Source organism: Demequina silvatica (assembly GCF_000971215.1).
GTDB lineage: Bacteria > Actinomycetota > Actinomycetes > Actinomycetales > Demequinaceae > Demequina > Demequina silvatica.
The window spans coordinates 272760-292731 of record NZ_BBMA01000005.1; the positions used below are offsets into that span (position 1 = coordinate 272760).

19 protein-coding genes are annotated in these 19972 nt (G+C 73.6%); 8 read left to right on the forward strand and 11 right to left on the reverse strand.

The features are described 5' to 3' along the window. The first annotated feature begins 67 nt into the window (after positions 1 to 67). From AOM05_RS08860 to AOM05_RS08870, 3 genes are read left to right on the forward strand one after another with little or no spacing between them, the layout of a single operon-like run. A complete protein-coding gene (locus tag AOM05_RS08860; RefSeq protein ID WP_062521361.1) occupies positions 68 to 979 on the forward strand; it encodes an ABC transporter ATP-binding protein in 912 nt (303 codons plus the stop codon). Then, the gene (locus tag AOM05_RS08865; RefSeq protein ID WP_062521363.1) at positions 976 to 2571 is read left to right on the forward strand and encodes an ABC transporter permease; all 1596 of its coding nucleotides are present in this window, start codon (positions 976 to 978) and stop codon (positions 2569 to 2571) included. Before AOM05_RS08860 ends, AOM05_RS08865 begins: the two co-directional genes overlap by 4 nt. Before the next feature lie 2 nt (positions 2572 to 2573). Beyond that, positions 2574 to 4157 (forward strand): bifunctional phosphatase PAP2/diacylglycerol kinase family protein, encoded by a 1584-nt coding sequence (locus AOM05_RS08870; RefSeq protein WP_062521365.1) that lies wholly within the window; start codon positions 2574 to 2576, stop codon positions 4155 to 4157. On the opposite strand, the gene AOM05_RS08875 is transcribed toward AOM05_RS08870, so the two are convergent. Together AOM05_RS08875 and AOM05_RS08880 are read right to left on the reverse strand one after the other, a co-directional pair. Beyond that, complete coding sequence (locus AOM05_RS08875) at positions 4144 to 6372, reverse strand: ATP-dependent DNA helicase RecG (protein ID WP_062521367.1); 2229 nt, start codon at positions 6370 to 6372, stop codon at positions 4144 to 4146. The two genes, AOM05_RS08870 and AOM05_RS08875, sit on opposite strands and share 14 nt — an antisense overlap. Beyond that, a complete protein-coding gene (locus AOM05_RS08880; protein ID WP_156165119.1) occupies positions 6369 to 7883 on the reverse strand; it encodes a DAK2 domain-containing protein in 1515 nt (504 codons plus the stop codon). Before AOM05_RS08880 ends, AOM05_RS08875 begins: the two co-directional genes overlap by 4 nt. A 220-nt stretch (positions 7884 to 8103) precedes the next feature. On the opposite strand from AOM05_RS08880, the gene rpmB reads away from it, so the two are divergent. Continuing rightward, entirely contained in the window at positions 8104 to 8295 is a 192-nt protein-coding gene (gene rpmB, locus AOM05_RS08885) for a 50S ribosomal protein L28 (RefSeq protein WP_042216526.1), read from the forward strand. 113 nt (positions 8296 to 8408) lie between these two features. On the opposite strand, the gene AOM05_RS08890 is transcribed toward rpmB, so the two are convergent. Then, positions 8409 to 9350, reverse strand: a complete 942-nt coding sequence (locus tag AOM05_RS08890) for a thiamine-phosphate kinase (RefSeq protein WP_062521371.1) — start codon at positions 9348 to 9350, stop codon at positions 8409 to 8411. Between the two features lie 84 nt (positions 9351 to 9434). On the opposite strand from AOM05_RS08890, the gene AOM05_RS08895 reads away from it, so the two are divergent. Then, positions 9435 to 9761 carry a TfoX/Sxy family protein gene (locus tag AOM05_RS08895; RefSeq protein WP_062521373.1) on the forward strand — a complete coding sequence of 109 codons (327 nt, stop codon included), beginning with the start codon at positions 9435 to 9437 and terminating at the stop codon, positions 9759 to 9761. 164 nt (positions 9762 to 9925) lie between these two features. Then, positions 9926 to 10402 carry a hypothetical protein gene (locus AOM05_RS08900; RefSeq protein WP_062521375.1) on the forward strand — a complete coding sequence of 159 codons (477 nt, stop codon included), beginning with the start codon at positions 9926 to 9928 and terminating at the stop codon, positions 10400 to 10402. A gap of 55 nt (positions 10403 to 10457) precedes the next feature. Here AOM05_RS08900 and AOM05_RS08905 read toward each other — a convergent pair whose 3' ends face one another. The 6 genes from AOM05_RS08905 to AOM05_RS08930 form a co-directional block, all read right to left on the reverse strand. Next, on the reverse strand, positions 10458 to 11432 hold the full coding sequence (locus AOM05_RS08905; protein WP_082097386.1) for an NAD(P)-dependent alcohol dehydrogenase: 975 nt from the start codon (positions 11430 to 11432) through the stop codon (positions 10458 to 10460). Then, the gene (locus tag AOM05_RS08910; protein ID WP_082097387.1) at positions 11429 to 12418 is read right to left on the reverse strand and encodes an NAD(P)-dependent alcohol dehydrogenase; all 990 of its coding nucleotides are present in this window, start codon (positions 12416 to 12418) and stop codon (positions 11429 to 11431) included. Before AOM05_RS08910 ends, AOM05_RS08905 begins: the two co-directional genes overlap by 4 nt. Positions 12419 to 12490: 72 nt before the next feature. Beyond that, positions 12491 to 12715: a helix-turn-helix transcriptional regulator gene (locus AOM05_RS08915; RefSeq protein WP_062521379.1), complete on the reverse strand. Its 225-nt coding sequence runs from the start codon at positions 12713 to 12715 to the stop codon at positions 12491 to 12493. Next, positions 12715 to 13161 carry a hypothetical protein gene (locus tag AOM05_RS08920; protein ID WP_156165120.1) on the reverse strand — a complete coding sequence of 149 codons (447 nt, stop codon included), beginning with the start codon at positions 13159 to 13161 and terminating at the stop codon, positions 12715 to 12717. The genes AOM05_RS08915 and AOM05_RS08920 overlap by 1 nt, the downstream gene beginning before the upstream one ends. After that, entirely contained in the window at positions 13158 to 13586 is a 429-nt protein-coding gene (locus AOM05_RS08925) for a hypothetical protein (RefSeq protein WP_062521383.1), read from the reverse strand. Before AOM05_RS08925 ends, AOM05_RS08920 begins: the two co-directional genes overlap by 4 nt. Before the next feature lie 110 nt (positions 13587 to 13696). Beyond that, positions 13697 to 15049, reverse strand: a complete 1353-nt coding sequence (locus AOM05_RS08930; RefSeq protein ID WP_062521385.1) for an MATE family efflux transporter — start codon at positions 15047 to 15049, stop codon at positions 13697 to 13699. A gap of 108 nt (positions 15050 to 15157) precedes the next feature. Here AOM05_RS08930 and AOM05_RS08935 point away from each other — a divergent pair, with 108 nt between their 5' ends. Next, positions 15158 to 15619, forward strand: a complete 462-nt coding sequence (locus AOM05_RS08935) for a DUF3515 family protein (RefSeq protein WP_062521386.1) — start codon at positions 15158 to 15160, stop codon at positions 15617 to 15619. A gap of 650 nt (positions 15620 to 16269) precedes the next feature. Then, on the forward strand, positions 16270 to 17217 hold the full coding sequence (locus tag AOM05_RS08940; protein ID WP_062521388.1) for a sugar phosphate isomerase/epimerase family protein: 948 nt from the start codon (positions 16270 to 16272) through the stop codon (positions 17215 to 17217). A gap of 201 nt (positions 17218 to 17418) precedes the next feature. On the opposite strand, the gene AOM05_RS08945 is transcribed toward AOM05_RS08940, so the two are convergent. Then, positions 17419 to 18480, reverse strand: coding sequence for an ABC transporter permease (locus AOM05_RS08945; protein WP_062521390.1), 1062 nt, complete (start codon positions 18478 to 18480; stop codon positions 17419 to 17421). Continuing rightward, positions 18477 to 19952: a sugar ABC transporter ATP-binding protein gene (locus AOM05_RS08950; RefSeq protein ID WP_062521523.1), complete on the reverse strand. Its 1476-nt coding sequence runs from the start codon at positions 19950 to 19952 to the stop codon at positions 18477 to 18479. The genes AOM05_RS08945 and AOM05_RS08950 overlap by 4 nt, the downstream gene beginning before the upstream one ends. Positions 19953 to 19972: the final 20 nt, after the last annotated feature.

The window sequence follows — 19972 nt, forward strand, 5'->3', positions numbered from 1 at the left end:
TCCTGGCATGTGCAGTTGAATGTCAGACGAGCCCGCATCTCGCGGACCGCGCAGCCCTGGAGGCAACATGTCCGCAGATGAGACCGTGATCGAGACCCAGGGACTCGTCAAGCGCTTCGGGAGCTTCACGGCCCTCGACGGCCTCGACCTGTCCGTCGCGCGGGGCGAGGTGCACGGCTTCCTCGGCCCGAACGGCGCGGGCAAGTCGACCACCATCCGCGTCCTCCTGGGCCTGCTCCGCGCGAACGGGGGGACGGCCCGGCTGCTGGGCGGCGACCCGTGGTCCGACGTGGTCGAGCTGCACCGGCGCCTCGCCTATGTCCCCGGCGACGTCGCGCTCTGGCCCTCGATGTCCGGAGGCGAGGCGATCGACCTCCTGGGCTCCCTGCGAGGCGGGTTGGACGATGCGAGGCGCGCCGAGCTCATCGAGCGCTTCGAGCTCGACCCGACCAAGCGCGGCCGCCAGTACTCCAAGGGCAACCGCCAGAAGGTCGCCATCGTCGCGGCGCTCGCGTCGAACGCCGAGCTGCTCATCCTCGACGAGCCCACCTCCGGCCTCGACCCGCTCATGGAGAACGTCTTCCAGGAGGTGCTCGGCGAGGCGAAGGACCGCGGCGCGACCGTGCTCCTGTCCAGCCACATCCTGTCCGAGGTCGAGACCCTCGCGGACCGGCTCAGCATCATCCGCGCCGGCAAGATCGTCGAGACGGGCACCCTCGCCCAGATCCGCGGTGACGCGCGCACGAGCGTCCACGCGACGCTGGCGCGCGTCCCCGCGGCGGCGGACCTCGCGGCGCTCCACGACGTCCGCCTCGACGGCGCGGTGCTCACCGCGACGGTGGACCCCGACGGCATCGGCGCGGCGATGACCCTGCTCGCGCCCTACGGGCTCGAGGCCCTCACCGTGACCCCGCCGTCGCTCGAGAGCCTGTTCCTGCGCCTGTACGAGAACGAGGACGACGTGGCGGGAACCCGATGAGCACCGCGACCGTCGGCGCGCCCACCCTGCTGCGGACCTCGATCCGCCACGAGGCGCGGTCGTTCGCACCATGGGTCGCGATCGTGTCGATCCTGTCGGCCTCGTCCGTGCTGGTCTACCCGTGGGTGTTCCCCACGGAGGCGGACCGCGAGGGGCTCGCGACGCTGGTCGGGTCCAACCCCGCGATGGGGCTCATCTTCGGCCCCGCGTGGGACCTCAGCACGGCCGACGGGTTCAACGCGTGGCGCGCGCTCGCGCTCGGCGGGCTGTTCGCGTCGCTCGGCGCGATCTTCGTGGTGACGAAGGCGACGCGCGGCCAGGAGGACTCCGGCCAGGCCGAGCTGCTCGCCTCCGGCGTGCTCGGTCGCCAAGCCCGCCTGCTCGTCGCCGTCGGCATGGGGCTCGTGATGTCGCTCATGGTCGGCGTCGTGTCGTTCCTGCTGGCGTGGGCGTGCGGCGGCGGCGTCGAGGCGACGGCCCTGCTCAGCGCCACCTTCGTCGCGTCCGGCTGGATGGGCACCGGCATCGCCGCGGTGACCTCGCAGCTGGGCGCCGAGGCCCGCGCCTCGTCCTCCATGGCCGTCGCCGCGGTCGGCACGCTGTTCATCCTGCGCGGCTTCGCGTACTCCGTCGAGGCCGCGGACTGGGCCATCTGGGTCAACCCGCTCGCGTGGATGACCGAGACCAAGCCGGCCTACGAGGACAACTGGGCGCCCCTGATGCTCGCGGTCGCGCTCACGGCCGTGCTCCTCGCCATCGCGTTCGTGTTGCAGACCCGCCGCGACTTCGGGCAGGGCGCGATCGCTCCCGCACCCGGGCCGGCGCGGGGACGCGCGCGCTCCGCTTGGGCCCTCGCGCTGCGCCTCAACCGCGGCTCGCTGATCGCGTGGGCGATCGGGTTCGCGGTGCTCGGCGTGGTGTTCGGCTACTTCGTCACGTCGATCACGGACCTGCTGTCGGGCGATGCCGGGATCGCGCAGGTGCTCGCCGCCGGCGCGACCACGCCCGAGGACCTGTTCGGGGCGTTCCTCGCGACCATCCTCAGCCTGGTCGGCATCATCTGCTCGATCGCCTGCGTCCAGATGGTGCTGCGGGTGCGCAAGGAGGAGATGGAGGACCGCGTCGAGCCGCTCATCGCGACACCCGTATCCCGGCCCCGCTACTACGCCGCTCACGTGGGCGTCGCGCTGCTGGCGGCGCCGGTGTTCCTCACGATCGCGGGCGGCGTGGTCGCGGGCTTCACCTCGAGCGCGGACCTCGGCATCTCGTTCGGCGAGGCGCTGGGCCAGGCGTGGGTCACCGTGCCAGCCGTGTGGACCGTCACCGCGGTCGCCATCGCGGTCGTCGGCGCGCGCCCGAAGGTCGCGATCGCCGCCTGGGCGGGCGTCGTCGCCTCGTTCGCGCTCACGCTGCTCGGCCCGACGTTCGGCCTGGACGAGTGGGTGCTGGGCATCAGCCCGTACTATCACGTGCCGCATCTCGCCACGTCGGCGTACACCTGGACCGGGTGGGTCGTGGTGATGCTCGTGGGAGCCCTGCTCACCGCGGTCGGCTTCCGAGGCTTCCGTCACCGGGACCTGGCTACCTCGTGACGATGCAACCGCCGGCCTGGGCGCCGCGCCGCACCTTCGAGCCCGCCGCGTTCGCGCTCGCGCTCGCCGCCTACCTGCTGTGGACCTGGGGCGTGGTGTCCGGGTGGGCCGACCGCACCGTCGACACCTGGCTGCCCGGCCCCGCGACCCCGCTCGACCCGCGCTCGTACACCGGCCAGCTGGTCGAGGGCTTCGCGCTCTTCACCAACCCGTTCTTCGTGCTCGTCATCGCGCTCGCGTTCGCGGCGCGCGCGCTTCAACGGCGCCAGCGGCACCTCGCGGCGGCGCTCGCGATCGCCGCGCTGGGCTTCCCGCTGTGGCAGCTCAACCGGGTGCTGGTGGCACGGCCGCGGCCCGAGACCACGTTCGACGACTCGATCTCAGCCATCGGCTACGCGTACCCGTCCGGGCACATCCTCGCGGTCACCATCCTGGTGTGGCTGCTCGTCACCATCGCGAACGCGCAGCGCCGCTCCACCGCGGCGCGCGTGCGGGTGCGGCTGTGGGGCGCGGCGATCGTGGCGCTCACGGTGGTCAGCCAGTGGGCCATGGGCACCGTCAACCTGTCGGACTCGGTGGGCGGATGGCTGTTCGGTGTGGTGGTCGCGTCCGCGGCGCTGTGGTGGAGCGGCGTCGAGGCGATCTCGGGATCGCTCAGTCGCAGCAAGGCCGCCCAGCCCGGGCGTCGCGCCGCCGTCATCTACAACCCGACCAAGATCCTCGAGATCGAGTCCTTCCGCCGCCGGGTGACGTTCGCGATGACCCGCGACGGCTGGCAGTCGCCGATGTGGCTCGAGACCAGGGAGGACGACCCGGGCGACGGCATGGCGCGCGAGGCTCTCGCGAAGAACGTCGACCTGGTGCTGGTCGCGGGCGGCGACGGCACGGTCCGCGCGGTCTGCGCCGCCATGGCCGGCTCCGGCGTGCCCGTCGCGGTGGTCCCCGCGGGCACCGGCAACCTGCTGGGCCGCAACCTCGGGATCCCCCTCGACGAGGACGACGCGCTCGACGTCGCGCTGCACGGCACGCCGCGCGCGATCGACATGATCCGGTGGAGCGTGGGCGACGAGTCCGCGGAGTTCGCCGTGATGGCCGGCGTGGGCCTCGACGCGCAGATCATGCGCGACACCGACCCGCGCCTCAAGAAGCTGGTCAAGGGAGGCGCGTACGTGGTCGCCGGCATCCGCCAGGTAGGCGCCGAGGCGTTCCGCGCCAAGGTGACCGTCGACGGCAGGCAGGTCCACGACGGCCGCGCCGTGATGACGCTCGTCGGCAACGTGGGGCGCCTGCAGGGCGGCATCAACCTGCTGCCCGACGCGGAGGCCGGGGACGGCCGTCTCCACGTGCTGGTCGCGAGCGGGGACGGCGTCCAGGGCATGGTGATGCGCCTGCTGGGGTCGCTGGCCCGGCGCGGCGGACGCTCCCCCATGCGCCGCACGGCGGGGCGCCGCGTGGAGGTCGAGCTCGACCGCGAGGTGCCGTTCCAGATCGACGGCGACACCGAGGGCACCACGAGCGCGTTCAGCGCCGAGGTGATGCACGAGGCGCTCCTGGTCATGACGCCGCGGCGGTTCACGAGCGGCTGAGGAACTCCTCGCGGTCCCGGTCGAGCGAGTCGGCGATCGCGTCCGCGAGCGCGGGCCAGCGCGCCAGCGACGGGTCGCTCGCGACGAGCGCCGCCGCCTCCTGGCGCGCGTCCTCGATGACGTGGGCGTCGCGCACCACGCGCAGCAGCCGCAGCGAGTTGCGGCCCCCGGACTGCGCGGCGCCCAGCACGTCGCCCTCGCGGCGCAGCTCGAGGTCCTTCTCCGCGAGCAGGAAGCCGTCGGTGGTGGCCGCGAGCGCGGACAGGCGCCCGTGCGCCACCGAGCCCTGCTCGGCATGCGAGACGAGCAGGCAGATGCTCGCGCGATCGCCGCGGCCCACGCGCCCCCGCAGCTGATGGAGCTGCGAGATCCCGAAGTGCTGCGCGTCGAGGACCACCATCGCGGTCGCCTCGGGCACGTCGACGCCCACCTCGATCACGGTGGTCGCGACCAGCACCGGTGCCGCTCCCGCCGCGAACCGCGCCATCGCCGCGTCCTTGTCCTCCGCCGCGAGGCGGCCGTGCATCACCCCGACGCCGACCCCGGCGAGCGCCGGGTGCCCGGAAAGGAGCTCCGCCACCTCGAGGACCGCCGCGAGCGGCGGGCGCGCCGGGCCGTCCGACCCGGCCCCAGCAGCGTCCCCCTCGACCGCGTCGAGAGGGAGCTCCTCAGGCTCCTCCTCGGTGTCGCCGTCGATGCGCGGGCACACCACGTAGGCGCGGCCGCCGCGGTCGACCTCCTCGCGCACGCGCGCCCACGCGCGGTCGATCCACGCGGCGTTGCCCGCGGGTACCAGGTGCGTCACCGTCTCCTGGCGGCCGGCGGGCCGGTCGCTCAGCACGGATGTCTCCAGGTCGCCGAACACCGTCATCGCCACGGTGCGCGGGATCGGGGTGGCGGTCATGACGAGCGTGTGCGGGACGCGCTCGCCCCGCGCGCGCAGCGCGTCGCGCTGCTCGACGCCGAACCGGTGCTGCTCGTCGACCACCAACAGGCCCAGGTCCGCGAACTGGACGGTCTCGCTCAGCAGCGCGTGCGTGCCGACCACGATCCCGGCGGCGCCCGAGGCGGCCTCCGCGAGCGCGGCGCGGCGTTCGCGCGATCCCTGCGAGCCGGTGAGCAGGGTGACGCGCGTGGCGTCGTCGGCCGCGGTGAGCATGCCGCCGTCCGCGAGCGGCCCGAGCAGCGCGCGGAGCGAGCGCGCGTGCTGCGCGGCGAGGACCTCGGTGGGGGCGAGCAGCGCCGCCTGTCCCCCGGCGTCGACCACCTGCAGCATGGCGCGCAGCGCGACCACCGTCTTGCCGGCGCCCACGTCGCCCTGCAGGAGCCGCAGCATCGGGGTGTCGCGTGCGAGGTCCGCGGCGATGGTCTCACCCACCTCGCGCTGTCCGTCGGTGAGCCGGTACGGCAGGCGCGCGTCCAGCGCCGCGACCAGGCCGCCCGCCCGCGCGGGCCGAGGCACGGCGGCGAGCGCGTCGTGGTCGGCGCGGCGCCGCGCGAGCGCGGTCTGGAGGACCAGCGCCTCCTCGAAGCGGAGCCGCTCGCGTCCGCGCCGGTGGTCCTGGTCGGTCTCGGGGACGTGGACCAGCCGCAGCGCCTCGAGGAGCGTGGGCAGCCCGCGACGCTCGCGCAGCTCGGCGGGCAGCGGGTCGGGCACGTCGGCCTCGGTGAGGGGGTCGAGGACGGCCCGCACCGCGCGGCCGATCCGCCAGGTGGGGACCGATGCGGCGGCCGGGTAGAGCGGGATGGGTCGGGAGGCCTCGGCGACGGCCTCGTCCTCGTCGGCGGCGTCCACGCCCACGATGAGGTAGTCGGGGTGGGTCAGCTGGCGGCGCCCGCGGTACTCCCCCACGGTGCCGGTGAAGAGCCCGCGCCGGCCCGGCCGCAGCTTGTCCTCGTGCATGCGCAGCACACCCGCGCGCTTGGCGAAGAACGTGAGCTGGAGGCTGTCGCGGCCGTCGGTCACCACGGCCTCGAGCATCGCGCCGCCGCGCGAGCGCATCTGCCGCACCGTCGCGGTGCGCACCTGCGCCATCACGGTCACGTGCTCGCCCTCGCGCAACTGCGCCAGCGGCGTCATCTCCCCGGGGGCGCCGTACCTGCGCGGGTAGTGGCGCAGCAGGTCGCCCACGGTGACGAGGCCGAGCTTCTCCAACGATCCGGCCGTGCGGGCGCCCAGCACCTTCGCGAGCGGCTCCTCGAGGCGTCCGGTCATGACGGCGCCGACTCCACACCGATGAGGATGGGCGGCCACTCCTGACCGCCGGGGTACACCGCGAGCTCGGCGCCGGGCGAGCGCGCCTCGACGGACGCGCGGGCCTCGTCGCCCACGGAGTCGTCGATACCGCGGGCCAGCACCAGCGTCACCACCTCGGTGCCGGGGCCTACGAGCGTGTCGAGGTCCTCGTCGAGCGCATCGCCCGTGCTCTGGCCCACCGCGGTCGACGCGACGGCGGCGCGCATGAGGTGCGCGACGTCCTCGCCCGGCGTCGCGAGCGCGGAGGCCGCGACGGCGGCGATCACGTGCGCCTCGTGAGACGCCTCGATCACCACCAGGCGGGGCCTGCCGCGCTTGTCCGCGAGCGCGCGCGCGGTCGCGAGCAGCGACGGGTCCCCCGCCACCACGATCGCCTCGGCGCCCGACGCGTCGCGCACCGCGCGGCTCAGGTCCCGCTTGCGCAGCGAGCCCGGCTCGGGCACCACCAGCACCACCGCGCCGGCGTCCGCGAGCGGCTCCGCGAGCCCGGGGCACGTGGTGAGCGCCACCACCCCGGTCGCGGAGCGGTCCTGGACCGTGCTCATGGTGATGGAGCGCGCGACGATCTGGTGGGCGTCGAGCTCCTCCGCCAGCGCGACCGCCCGCGCGGGGTGGTCGGTGTGGACGTGGGCCTGCACCAGGCCGTGGGACGCGGTCACCGTCACCGAGTCGCCGATCGCCGTGAGACGCTCGAGCAGGCCCGCGCGGGCATCCTCCTCGCGGTCGGCGACGAACATCACCTCGTACTCCCCGCCGTCCTCCTCGCCGTGGCTCGCGTGGCCGGGCTGCACCACGCGGTGGCGGCGCCCGGGCAGCTCCCACGCGACGGCGGGATGAGCGGCGAGCGCGCCCTCGCCCGCGATGGCCTCCGCGAGCATCTCTAGCTGGAGCACCAGCGCGGCGGCGCCCGCGTCGACCACCCCGGCGGCGCGCGCGCTCGGCAGCTGCTCGGTGGTGCGCTTGAGGCCGTCCCTCGCGCCGTCGACGGCCGCGACGATCACCTGCTCGCGGGAGCCCCCGCCGGTCGCGGACGCGTTCGCGGAGCGGGCCGCGGCGCGCGCGACGGACAGGATGGTGCCCTCGACGGGCGCGCCCACGGCGGCGTACGCGGCCTCCGCCGCCCGCCCGAGCGCGAGCGACAGCCCGCGCGCGTCGACGCTCTCGAGGCCGCCCTTGGAGTCGATGACCCGCAGGAGCGCGCTGAGGTACTGGCTGAGGATCACGCCGGAGTTGCCGCGGGCGCCCATGAGGGCGCCGCGGGCGAACGCCGCGGCGACGTCGCGGTGCGAGGCGTCCGCGGGGAGCCGCGCGACGGCGCGGTTGCCCTCCTGCAGCGTGAGGTACACGTTGGTGCCGGTGTCCGCGTCCGCGACGGGGAACACGTTGATCGCGTCGAGGCGCCCGCGCGAGTGGCGCACGGCGTCCATCCCGGACCCGAGCCAGCGGCGCAGGGCATGCGCTTCGCTCACGGGTCACCTCCGGCACTGGACACGGCGCGGGGTCGCCGCTCGCGTACTATCGTGGCACGGCCCGCCGACAGCGAGCGCATCCCCTCCCGGGGTCGCCCGCCCCGCGGGTTTGCCGTCTGGGGCGGATCTCGGTTACCCTAGTGCGGTTGCCCGAGCACCCGGGCCCCCAAGCTTTGCGGATCGCGAACGTCGATCCGCGCCAGAAACTAGGAGAACTATCGTGGCTGCCACCTGCGACGTCTGCGCCAAGGGACCGTCCTTCGGTCACAGCATCTCGCACTCGCACCGCCGCACCAAGCGTCGCTGGAACCCGAACATCCAGCGCGTGCGTGCCGTGGTCGCGGGTACCCCCAAGCGCCTCAACGTGTGCACCTCGTGCCTCAAGGCCGGCAAGGTCCAGCGCGCCATCTGATGGATGCGCGCTCACGCGCGCATCGGCGCGGCTGACCGCCGACCCACCCAGAGACGGACGTCCTCCCCGGAGGGCGTCCGTTTTCGCATGCCCGGACGGGGCGCTGCGGGACCTCAGCCTCCGAAGTGGTCCCAGCCCAGCATGTCCGGCACCTCGCCGTCGACGCGCACGCCCGCGAAGGCGTCCGTGGTCTCCCCCACCACCGTCCAGCCGACCGGCACGGCCTCCGCGCGCGGGAACACCGCGAGCATGTGGTGGTCCTCGCCGCCGGTGAGCGCCCACGGGCGCGGGTCCACCAGCAGCTCGGTCGCGGCGAACCGCGCGCCCTCGTGGAGCGGCACGTCCTCCGAACGCAGCGCCACGCCTACCTCGGAGCGGCGCGCGATCCGGCCGGCGTCGCGCACCAGCCCGTCGGAGATGTCCATGAGCGCGGTGGCACCATGCAGCGCCGCCTCGAGGCCCGCGCCGATCCGCGGCCGGGGTCGCAGGAACAGCCCGATGGTCTCCTCGTCGATCCGCCGGCCCTCGGTCAGCTGCACGTAGCCCGCGGCGGCCGCCCCGAGCGGCCCGGACACGGCCACGACCTGCCCGGGCAGCGCATCGTCCCTGGTGATCGGCTCGGTACCGTGCGTCTCGCCCAGCACGGTGACGGAGATCGCGATGTCGCGCGACGCGGACAGGTCGCCGCCGACCACGCCCACGCCGTGCGGCTCGCAGGCCTCGCGCAGCCCGTCCGCGAAGCGCATCACCCAGTCGGCGTCGAGCGACGGGGGCACGGCCAGCGTGATCTGCAGCGCGGTCGGGACGGCGCCCATCGCGTCGATGTCCGCGAGGTTCTGCATGGCGGCGCGCCAGCCGATGTCCTCGGGGCTCGACCAGTCGAGCCGGAAGTGGTGGCCCTCCATCAGCACGTCCGAGGAGACCACCAGGTCGCCGTCGACGGACAGGACCGCCGCGTCGTCGCCGGGGCCGAGGATCTCGGAGTCGGACACGGGCAGCCTCGGGGCGAAGGCCGCGATGAGCGCGTCCTCCCCCATCTCACCGACAGTCGCCATGGGGACAAGCGTAGGGCGGGACGATGCGCGGGCCGGCCACGCGTCCGGGTCGCGGCAGGGCGCGGGGTGCGGGAGAGTCGTGCCATGGAGATGCCACGCCCGACGGAGGAGGCCAAGGCCGCGTTCCGCGCCCTGGTGCCCGACGCGCCCGGGGTCGAGGTGCGGCCCATGTTCGGCCAGCTCGCGGGGTTCGTGACGGGCAACATGTTCATGGCGCTGTACGGCGACCGGGTGACGTTCAAGCTGGCGGCCGCGGACCTCGCGGACGCGCGCGGACGTGCCGACGCGGAGCCGTTCGCCCCGGGCGGGAGGACGATGCGCGAGTACGTCTCCCTGCCGCTCGCCGCGCGCGACGTGGACGGCCTGGTCGAGCGGGCGCTGGCCTACGTCGCGACGCTGCCCCCCAAATAGGCGGCCCCAGAAGTAGGGTCAGGCTCCCACCACAAATGGGGGCAATCCGGTCATTGCCCCGGCCTCGCGAGGCGCGCACCATGGCACGAGCGGGTGCAGGAGCCCGAGCGTCACGCGGGCCCCGGATCCCGCACTCGTGCGCCGGCCCGCGGGGGGAAGTCATCATGCGCATCGTCTATCGCGCACTCACACTCGTCGTCGTCGCGCTCGCCGCCGTCCAGGTCGCCGCGCTCACGTGGTTCATGGGCGGCGCCATCGCCTGGACGGACGCGGGCGGCACGCTCGACCGGGACGCCCTGTGGGGGTCCACCGCGCCGTTCGTCGAGGTGCACGGTCTCGACGCCTACTGGTTCATCGGGTCGGTCGCCATGCCGGTCGCGGCGGCCGCCGTCGCGATCGCCGCGATCCTCTGGCGCAACGAGCTCGCGGTCCTCGCCGGGCTCGCGCTCGTCGGGCTCGCCATCGGCCAGGCGCTCATCCTCAAGGGCGTGGTCGAGGGCCTCGGGGCGCTCGCGCTGCAGGGCGCCCTGGTGGTCGCGATCGCGGCGATCGCCGCGATCGCGCCGAAGGGCGCGGCGTGGGCCTCCGCGAACCGCGCCAAGGTGCGTGCCGCCTACGCGCACACGCCGCTCGCCGCCTGACTCTCGGGAGCGCACAGGAGGGCCGGCACCCGCGGGTGCCGGCCCTCCTCCGCGTTCAGGCGACCGCGACCACGAGCTTGCCCGCCACGTGCTGGCGCTCGAGCGCGGCGAGCGCCTCAGCCGTCCGCTCCAGCGGCACGGCGGCCTGGATCACGGGACGCACGCGACCCTCGGCGAGCCATCCGGCGACGCGGGCGAGGTTCTCGCTCGACGGCTCGGTGCCGACCACCACGACGCGCCGCCGCGCGAGAGGTGCCAGGGCCTTCGCGCGGTAGATCGCCCACGCGGGACCCAGCAGCGGGCCGCCGCCGAGCCCGCCCGCGGCCAGGTGGACGCCGCCCGGCGCGAGGATCCGGCGCAGGCGCGGCAGCGACGTGGTGCCGACGGTGTCGTAGATGACGTCGAACGTCTCCCCGCACGCCGCAACGTCCTCGCGGGTGTAGTCGACGACGCGGTCCGCGCCCAGCAGCGCCACCATGGAGGCATTCCGCCCGGAGCACACCGCCGCCACGCGGCTCGCGCCGAGCACCCGCGCGATCTGGACGGCGAAGTGGCCCACGCCGCCGGACGCCCCGATCACCAGGACCCGGCGGCCCTCGCAGCCGCCGCCGTCCTCGAGGCCGCCGAGCGCGGTGATCGCGGCGATGGGCACCGCGGCGGCCTCGGCGTCCGTGATGGAGTCCGGCGTGCGCGCGATCTTGGACGCCTCCGCGATCGCGTAGTCCGCGCAGCCACCGAAGCCGAGGAACCCGAACACCCGGTCGCCGACAGCCGGCCCGGCGACGCCGGCGCCGACCGCGTCGACCTCGCCCGCCGCATCGGCCCCCACCACCCGGGTGCCGGGCGAGCGCAGCCCGAAGCTGAAGCGCGCGAGCCACGGATCGCCGCGGTAGATGTGCCAGTCCCAGGGATTGAGGCCGGCGGCGCGGACGCGGATCCGCACCTCGCCCTCCCCCGGCTCGGGGATGGGCACGTCGCGCAGCCGGTGCGTCTCCGGGCCGCCGTACTTGGAGTAGGTCACGGCCCTCATGGCGTCACCACCACCTTGCCGGCCGCGTGCCGCGACGCGACGCGGGCCAGCGCCTCTCCGGCCCGGTCGAGCGGGACCACCCGGTCGAGGTGCGGGCGGAGCGTGCCGTCCGCGAGCATGCCCGCGAGCAGGCCGAGGTCCGCGCGCGAGGGCGCCGAATAGTAGGACGCGATGGTGCGGCCGCGGGTGCGCAGGTCCACCCACCGCGCGAGCAGCACCCGCCGCATCGCGCCGCCGTCGGGCCCGGCCTCGCCGGAGTTGGGCAGCAGCACGCCGCCGTCCGCGACCAGCCGGAGCATGTCGCGCATGCGGTGGTTGCCGACGTTGTCGAACACCAGGTCGAACGCCTGGTCCAGGTCGAGCACGGACTCGCGCGTGTAGTCGACCACGCGGTCCACGCCCAGGTCCGCGACCCAGCCCGCGTTGCGCGTCGAGCACACCGCGGTGACGCGGCCACCCTGCGCGACGGCCATCTGCGCCGCGAGGTGGCCGATCCCTCCGGACGCGCCGTTGATCAGCACCCGGTGGCCCGCCGCGAAGCGCCCGGCGCGCAGCCCGTGGAGCGCGGCGAGGCCCGCCATCACGGTCGCGGCGGCGTCGGGAGCGAGCACGGCGGCCGGCAGCGGTGCGATCCGGTCGGCGCGGGAGACGGCGTAGCGCGCCGCGGATCCCCGGGCCTCGCCGAACACGCGGTCGCCCCGGGCGATCCCGGTGACGGCGGAACCCACGGAGACCACGGTGCCGGCGACGTCGCTGCCGCGCACGGGCCGGCGCGGCCGCCGCAGGCCGGCGGTGAGGCGCAGCATCCGCGGGACGCCGCGGGTGAGGAACACGTCGGCCGGGTTGAAGGCCGCCGCGTCCACCCGCAGCAGGACCTCGCGGGGTCCCGGCGCGGGCACCGGCAGGTCGGCGATCTCGACGGCGTCCGCGTCGCCGTACCGGCGGGCGATCGCTGCGGGCATGGTGGCGGTGGCGAGCGCGGTCATGGCGTCGCCCTCCTGCTCGTGAGGTAGAGCATGGTGAGTCCCCTCCGCCTTCCGGCGGTCCCGGCGAGCGCGCTACGCGGGCTCGTCGGGGTACTGGAATGCCTGGTCGAGCGGGACCTCGAGGGCCCGCGCGATCTGGAACGCCATCTCGAGCGACGGCGAGTACCGCCCCTGCTCGATGGCGATGACCGTCTGGCGGGTGACGCCGATGCGCGCCGCCAGCTCGGCCTGGGTCATCTCGTCGCGCGCGAACCGCAGCGCGCGGATCGCGTTGGTGACCCGTGTGGTCCGGCCCATCAGAGCCCCGTCCGGTAGGCGTGGGCTCGCGAGCCGGCGGCGAGGACGCCCGCCAGCAGGCCCGCCAGGAACAGCGTGTTCGCGACCCAGAAGCGGTCGACGTCGATCATGAGGAGGACCGTCGCGGCGAAGCCGCCGACCGAGGCCATCGTGTACGCGCGGGCGTTGCCGATCCGCTCGATCTCGCGGTCGCGCACGTCGCCCTCCTCGAACTCGGGGGTCTCGCCCGCGACCTCGGCGCGGATGCCGGTGGCGATCGCGGACGCGATGGTGCCCACGATGATGAACACGATCAGCGCGCCCCACGCCCACAGCATCGGGACCACCCACGAGACGTCCTCGACGGGACGGTCGGCGGCCTGCGTGAGGATGACCGTGAAGTACACGATCCCCACCAGCGGGAACACCACCAGCGACGCCCACACCATGCGTTCGGTCATGGTCATGCGTCCACCTCGCCCCGGTACGCCGCGAGCGCGGTCGAAGACTCGATCACGGATCCGAGCGCGGATCCCAGGAACAGCGTCTGCGCGACCCAGAACGTGGAGGCGTCGAACGCGAGCAGCAGCAGCGACGCGAGCACCGCGAGCGAGGTGATCCCGCCGCCGGCCGCCGTGGCGGCCCGTTCGACCCGGACGTCCCGCTCGTCGGCCGCGGGTTCGCGCCTGGCCCGCCAGCGCATCGTCCCGTAGGTGAGCGCGTACGCGGTCCCGCCCACGGCGAGCGCGAGGAGCATGGGCCCCTGCCAGGCGACCTCGGTCAGCGGTGCGCTGTCGCCGAGCGCGCGCACCGCGAGCGTCACCACGTACGCCGCCAGCACGATCAGCACCAGCGCGAGCCCTGCCGCGTAGCGGCGTTCCTGGAGCCCCATCTCCCCACCTCCTGGATGTCAAACAGACTTGACATGGCCAAGGTAAGGCGCGCTTGACATCGTGTCAAGAGTTCTTGACATGAACCGCGTAGGGACGATGTGCCGGTCGCCTACGCGTGCGCGCCCTCCAGCCAGGCGCCGCGGCGCGTGATGCGGGCGTAGGCGATCCCGAGGAACACGCCGCGGGCGACGTTGAACAGCAGGAAGGCGCGCCACAGGTCGTGGTTGCGGGCGTCCCCGATCCATTCGATCCCGATCAGCAGCGCGGGCACGAACACGAGCAGCGCGGACTCCGCCATGGTGATGACCATCGCGCGTGTGCGGCCCGAGCCCAGGAACACGCCGTCGAACAGGTAGGCGAGGGAGGACGCGAGGGGCAGCCACACCACCCAGCCGATGTACTGGTCCGCGGCGGCGGTGACCTCGGGCAGCGAGGTGAGGACCGCGATGAACGGCCCCGAGGCGACCAGGTAGAGCAGGGTGAACACCGCGCCGATCGCGACCGCGGGCACCGCGGAGGCGAGCACCGCGCGGTGGAAGGCGGGCACGTCGCGGCGCCCGATCTCGCGCGACACCATCGACTCGGCGGCGTGCGCGTAGCCGTCCTGCCCGTAGCTCGCGAGCAGCATCAGCTGCATGAGGATCGCGTTCGCCGCGAGGATCTCCGGACCCAGCCGGGCGCCGTACGCGGTCACGAAGGTGAGCACCGAGTAGAGGATCGCGGTGCGGATGAACAGGTCCGTGTTCATCGCGGCGAGCCGCCGCCAACCGCTCCGCAGTCCGCGTCCGCGCCAGCGCCGCGCCGCGTCCCGGATGTGCGCGGGCGCCGCGCGCCACCACAGCGCGAGGGCGAGCGCGAGACCCAGCCATTCCGCGATGACGGTCGCCCAGCCGGCGCCCGCGGCACCCCAGCCGAGCCCGCCCACGAACGCGATGTCGAGCACCAGGTTGACCACGTTGACGGTCGCCACGATCGCGAGGGGTCGCCGCGTGTCGCCCGCTCCCACGAACCATCCCGAGATCACCAGCGTGAGCAGCGCGGCGGGCACGGACGCGAAGCGGATCCACGCGTACTGGATCGCGAGCTCGCGCACCTCCCCCGCCGGCGCGAGGACCGCCATGATCGCGGGCACCGCGACCCACTGGAGCAGCACCGCGCCGCCGCCCAGGGCGAGCGCGAGGAGAGCCGCGCGCTGCGCGTGGGTGACCGCGGCATCGTCCCTCCCGGCGCCCAGCGCCCGGCCCACCAGCGAGGTGGTGCCCGTACGCAGGAAGCCCACCAGCCACATCACCGCGCTCAGCACCGTCGAGCCGAGCGCGACGGCACCGATGTTGGTCGCGTTCGAGAAGTGGCCGAGCATCGCGGTGTCGACCAGGCCCACCAGCGGCACGGTGATGTTGCCGACGATCGCGGGCCACGCGAGCGCGAACGCCCGGCGGTGCGGGAGGCCGGCGAGATTCACACGGTGACGCTATCGCAGGGGTCCGACGGTGGACGATGCGGCGGCCGGGGGCCGCGGTCGGGTGGCGCGCGGTCGGGGGTCGCCCGGGCCGCCCGTAGGCTTGGCGCCATGGTTCGCCCGCTCCCGCTGCTCGCGCTCGCCGCGCTGGCCGTGCCGCTGGCGGGCTGTGCGAGCCAGTACCCGGTGGACCCCGCGACGTACGCGGCGGACCCCGACTGCGCGCGGGTGATGCTCGCGGTGCCGGACGTGCTCGGCGGGCTCGACTACCGCGAGACCACCTCGCAGGCGACGGCCGCGTGGGGCGACGAGTACCCGCTGGTGATGCGCTGCGGCGTCGAGCCTCCGGGCCCGACCACGGAGCAGTGCCTCGCGGTGGAGAGCTCGGGCTCGACCGTGGATTGGCTGGTCACCGAGGAGGAGGACGCGTGGCGCGCGGTCGCGTTCGGGCGCTCCCCCGCCGCCGAGCTGGTGGTGCCGAAGGTGCGCGCGCAGGACGCGATCGGGGACGTGCTCGCGGAGGTGTCGCTCGCGGTTGCGAAGGCGCCGTCCAACGGCCTCGAGTGCCGCTGACCCCTTCCTGACACCACCGACGGATCTCGGGGCGACACGCGGGGCCTACAGGCGTGTGAACGTGTCCGGCTCCGCGTGTCGCGGCGGAATCCAGTGTGAGTGTCAAGAGGGTGCGTGCTCCCCGAAATTTCCGGAAGATACTAAAGAGTCCCGTTACGCGCTACTTGAAGGAATTATCACGCCTTTTGCTTGACGATCGGCAGAAAGCCGATTTAGGTTCGACGCATGATCACCGACGATCAACGAAAAGGGTGCTACCCGATCGCGCGCGACACCCTCGAGGTCCCCGCCCCCTCGCACGCATCGGTGCGCGCGTCGACAGCGGGCCACGCGACGCCAGTCCCCCGCGCATCCGTCGCGGCTCGTCCGACGCGAAGGGAGGCGCCGCGGCGCAGGCCGCTCCTGAGCTCATAAGGCGAACCCGCCGCCTCCGTCCGCGACAACGACGCGGAGGCGACGGGCCCCAGCACACCCACCCGCTTGTCGATGGCGCCACGGCCCCGGTCAGGACCCGGTGGCAGCCATCCACCCTGGAAGGCATGCCACATGCATCGTACGCACACGTTCGAGGCGACCTCCCAGGTCCCGGCCATCCCCGGCCCACCACAGACGGACGGCAACGCAGCCGTCGCAACAAGGGAGGAAACCCCATGAAGGCGAAGTTCAGCACCAGGAACAAGGCTCTCGCCGCGGCGGCCGCCGCAGCCGTGGCCGGCGGTATCGCGCTCGCCGCACCCGCCACCGCGGCACCGCCGAGCCCTCACGCGAACGACGCGGCGCAGTGCTCGGGCCGCAGCGTGCCGGCGAGCAAGATCTCGTTCCAGCTCTACAGCTACCTCGGCTGGCAGTTCCAGCTCGGCGACATCGAGCCGATCCTCGCCGAGCTCGAAGAGGTCGGCATCAAGAACGTCGAGCCGTTCGGCACGCCGGGCAGCACGTTCAGCTCGTACGGCAACCGCACGGCCGCCGAGTTCCGCGAACTGCTCAAGGAGTACGGCATCAAGGCGCCGTCCTCGCACGGCAGCACCACGGAGGCGACGTTCCCCACCACCCTCGAGCTCGCCAAGGACCTGGGCCAGAAGTGGGTCGGCTCGGGCGGCTTCGCCGCGCCGGGCATCACGTCCTACGAGAACGTCCTGGCCACCGCGGAGACCATGAACCGCCTGGGCGAGGCGTCGGTCAAGAACGGCACGGGCAAGTTCTTCGGTCACAACCACAACCAGGAGTTCGAGACCATGTACGCCGACCCGGAGACCGGCGAGATGAAGAGCGCGTGGCAGATCCTCGCGGAGAACACCGACCCGCGCTACGTCGCCTTCGAGGTGGACGTGTACTGGGCGGTGACAGCGGGCGTCGACGTGCCGGCCCTGCTCGACGAGTACGGCGACCGGATCGACCTGCTCCACATCAAGGACGGCAACGCGCCGTACGGCCGCAGCAACATCACCGACGTGGGCGAGGGCGACATCGACTGGGCCCCCATCCTCGAGGCCGCGCAGGGCAAGGTGAAGTACTACGTCCTCGAGCGCGACGGCGCCCCGAACGACATCGAGTTCGCGAAGGACTCCTTCGAGTACCTCTCCTGCCTGTCGTTCTAGGCACCACCGCGAAGGCCCCGGCCGGCCGGGGCCTTCGTCATGCCCCGCCGCCCCTCGCGGGCTCGACCCATGCGGCGGACCCGACCCCCGCATCGTCCCTCCGCGGGTGGAAGGACACGGCAGGGGGACGATGCGCGGGTCACGCGAGCGAGGCCCCGCACCCGGGTGCGGGGCTTCGTGGGCGGGGGTGCTCCCCCGGTTTCAGCCGGTCGGGGCGGACGCGTCGCGGTTGGCGAAGCGCTGCTGGAGCAGGACGGCGACCACGATGATGATGCCCTTCGCGACCAGCTGGACGGACGTCGACAGGTTGTTCTGGGTGAACACGTTGGTGAGCGTCGCGAACAGCAGGACGCCCAGCACGGTGCCGCCGATGGTGCCGCGCCCGCCCACCAGGAGCGTGCCGCCGACCACGACGGCGGCGATGGCATCGAGCTCGTAGAGCTGGCCGTGGGTGGACGTGCCGGCGGTGGTGCGGGACAGCAGCATGGTCGCCGCGATGCCCGCCGTCGCGCCTGACAGCATGTAGAGGTACGTGAGGTGGCGGCGCACGTTCACGCCCGCGAGCCGTGCGGCGGTCGCGTTGCCGCCGATCGCGACGGTGCGACGGCCGAACGTGGTGCGGTTGAGCAGGAACCAGCCCGCCACCGACACGAGCGCGAAGATCCACACCACCCACGAGATGCCGAGCAGTTCGCCGCGGAAGAAGCTGAGGAAGCCCTGGTTCGAGACCACCTGGCTCTGCCGCTGGGAGATGAGCTCCGCGAGGCCGCGCGCCGCGACCAGCATCGCGAGCGTCGCCATGAAGGCGACCACCTTGCCGTACGCGATGATGAGCCCGTTGGTGAGGCCCGCGACCACGCCGACGGCGATCGACACGAACACCATGAGCGGCCAGAAGCCCGACGCGGCGGTCTGGATCGCGCCGAGGCTGGCGACCACCGACGCGAGACCGAGCACCGAGCCGACCGAGAGGTCGATGCCGCCGGCGGTGATGACGAACGTCACGCCGATCGCGACCACGCCGATCACCGACGCGAGCCGGAGGATCACCAGCATGTTGTCGAGGCTGGTGAAGTCGGAGCCCGCCGTCACGGCTCCCACGAGGATGAGGATCAGGAGGGCGATGATGAGGCCCACGCTGCGGCCGGCCGGGCCCGACAGCAGGCGCGATGCGACCGACCGGCGCTCGGTGGCGGGGGTGGGCGACTCGGCCGCGGTCGCGGCACGCTCGCTGGAATCGGGGGTGGGGGACCCGGTGCTCACGCGGCACTTCCCTTCATGACAAGGTCGAGCACGCCGTGCTCGTCGATGGATGCTGCGGGCCGGTCCGCGAGGATGCGTCCGTCCGCGATGACGAGCACGCGGTCCGCGAGCCCGATGACCTCTTCGATCTCGCTCGACACGATCACGAGCGCGGTGCCGGCGGCCGCGAGCTCGCGGATCAGCCGGTAGATCTCCATGCGGGCGCCCACGTCGACGCCGCGTGTGGGCTCATCGAGCAGCAGCACGGTGGTGCCGTGGATGAGCCAGCGCGCGAGCATGATCTTCTGCTGGTTGCCGCCCGACAGGGTGCGCGTGATGCGGTCTGGGTCCGCGGGGCGCAGGTCGAGCGCGGCGATCTGCTCCGCGGTCGCGCGGCGCTCCGCCGCCTCGTCCAGCAGCCCGCCCTTCGCGAAGCGCGAGAACGTCGACAGGGTGGCGTTCTTGAAGATCGGCTCCTCGAGCAGCAGCCCCTGGCTCTTGCGCTCCTCGGGGGTGAAGCCCACCCCGGCGGCCACCGCATCGTCCACCGCGCCCGCCCGCAGCGTGCGGCCCTTGACGCGGACGGCGCCGGCGGAGGCGCGGCGGTGCCCGAAGATGGTCTCGAGCAGCTCGGACCGCCCCGAGCCCACCAGCCCCGCGAGGCCGACGATCTCGCCGGCGCGCACGGAGAAGTCCACGTTCTCGAACCGGCCGGGGAGCGACAGCCCCTCGACCTGGAGCACGGTAGGCGCGTCGGCCGCGAGCGGCACCGCGGGCGGGAACACGTGCTCGATGTCGGTGCCGGTCATCAGGGCGATGAGCTGGCGCGTGGGGGTCTGCGCGACCGGGAGGTTCGACGCCTCGCTGCGGCCGTCCTTGAGGACCGTGATGCGGTCGCCGATCCGTTCGATCTCCTCGAGCCGGTGCGAGATGTAGATGACCGCGATCCCCTGGCGCGTGAGCTCGGCGACCACGCGGAAGAGGTTGTCGACCTCCTCCGAGTCGAGCACCGAGCTCGGCTCGTCCATGATCATCAGCTCGATGTCATGGGACAGCGCCCGCGCCATCGCGACGATCTGCTTCGACGCGGGCGACAGCGTGCCCACCTCCGTCGACGGCGTGATGCCAGGGTGGCCGAGCCGGGCCATGAGCTCCCGTGTGCGCTTGGCGGCGCTGCGGCGGTTGAGGACGCCGCCGCGCGAGAGCTCGTGCCCGAGGAAGATGTTCTCCGCCACGCTCAGGCCGTCGACCACGTCGAGCTCCTGATACATGGTGGCGATCCCGAGCTCGAGGCCGGCCACCGGACCGGCGATGGTCACGGCCTCGCCCTTCCAGCGGATCTCGCCATCGTCGGGTTGGTGGGCGCCCGAGAGCGTCTTGATGAGGGTGGACTTGCCTGCGCCGTTCTGCCCGAGCACGCAGTGCACCTCGCCGGCGCGGACGTCGAGGTCCACGCCCTTGAGCGCCCGTGCCGAGCCGAAGGCCTTGGTCAGGCCACGGATCTCCAGTAATG

Bases quoted from the DNA above. Each gene is read 5' to 3' on its own strand.
- AOM05_RS08860 (WP_062521361.1), top strand. From the start codon at position 68: ATGTCCGCAGATGAGACCGTGATCGAGACCCAGGGACTCGTCAAGCGC.
- AOM05_RS08865 (WP_062521363.1), top strand. From the start codon at position 976: ATGAGCACCGCGACCGTCGGCGCGCCCACCCTGCTGCGGACCTCGATC.
- AOM05_RS08870 (WP_062521365.1), top strand. From the start codon at position 2,574: ATGCAACCGCCGGCCTGGGCGCCGCGCCGCACCTTCGAGCCCGCCGCG.
- AOM05_RS08875 (WP_062521367.1), bottom strand. From the start codon at position 6,372: ATGACCGGACGCCTCGAGGAGCCGCTCGCGAAGGTGCTGGGCGCCCGC.
- AOM05_RS08890 (WP_062521371.1), bottom strand. From the start codon at position 9,350: ATGGCGACTGTCGGTGAGATGGGGGAGGACGCGCTCATCGCGGCCTTC.
- AOM05_RS08895 (WP_062521373.1), top strand. From the start codon at position 9,435: ATGGAGATGCCACGCCCGACGGAGGAGGCCAAGGCCGCGTTCCGCGCC.
- AOM05_RS08900 (WP_062521375.1), top strand. From the start codon at position 9,926: ATGCGCATCGTCTATCGCGCACTCACACTCGTCGTCGTCGCGCTCGCC.
- AOM05_RS08905 (WP_082097386.1), bottom strand. From the start codon at position 11,432: ATGAGGGCCGTGACCTACTCCAAGTACGGCGGCCCGGAGACGCACCGG.
- AOM05_RS08910 (WP_082097387.1), bottom strand. From the start codon at position 12,418: ATGACCGCGCTCGCCACCGCCACCATGCCCGCAGCGATCGCCCGCCGG.
- AOM05_RS08915 (WP_062521379.1), bottom strand. From the start codon at position 12,715: ATGGGCCGGACCACACGGGTCACCAACGCGATCCGCGCGCTGCGGTTC.
- AOM05_RS08920 (WP_156165120.1), bottom strand. From the start codon at position 13,161: ATGACCATGACCGAACGCATGGTGTGGGCGTCGCTGGTGGTGTTCCCG.
- AOM05_RS08925 (WP_062521383.1), bottom strand. From the start codon at position 13,586: ATGGGGCTCCAGGAACGCCGCTACGCGGCAGGGCTCGCGCTGGTGCTG.
- AOM05_RS08935 (WP_062521386.1), top strand. From the start codon at position 15,158: ATGGTTCGCCCGCTCCCGCTGCTCGCGCTCGCCGCGCTGGCCGTGCCG.
- AOM05_RS08940 (WP_062521388.1), top strand. From the start codon at position 16,270: ATGAAGGCGAAGTTCAGCACCAGGAACAAGGCTCTCGCCGCGGCGGCC.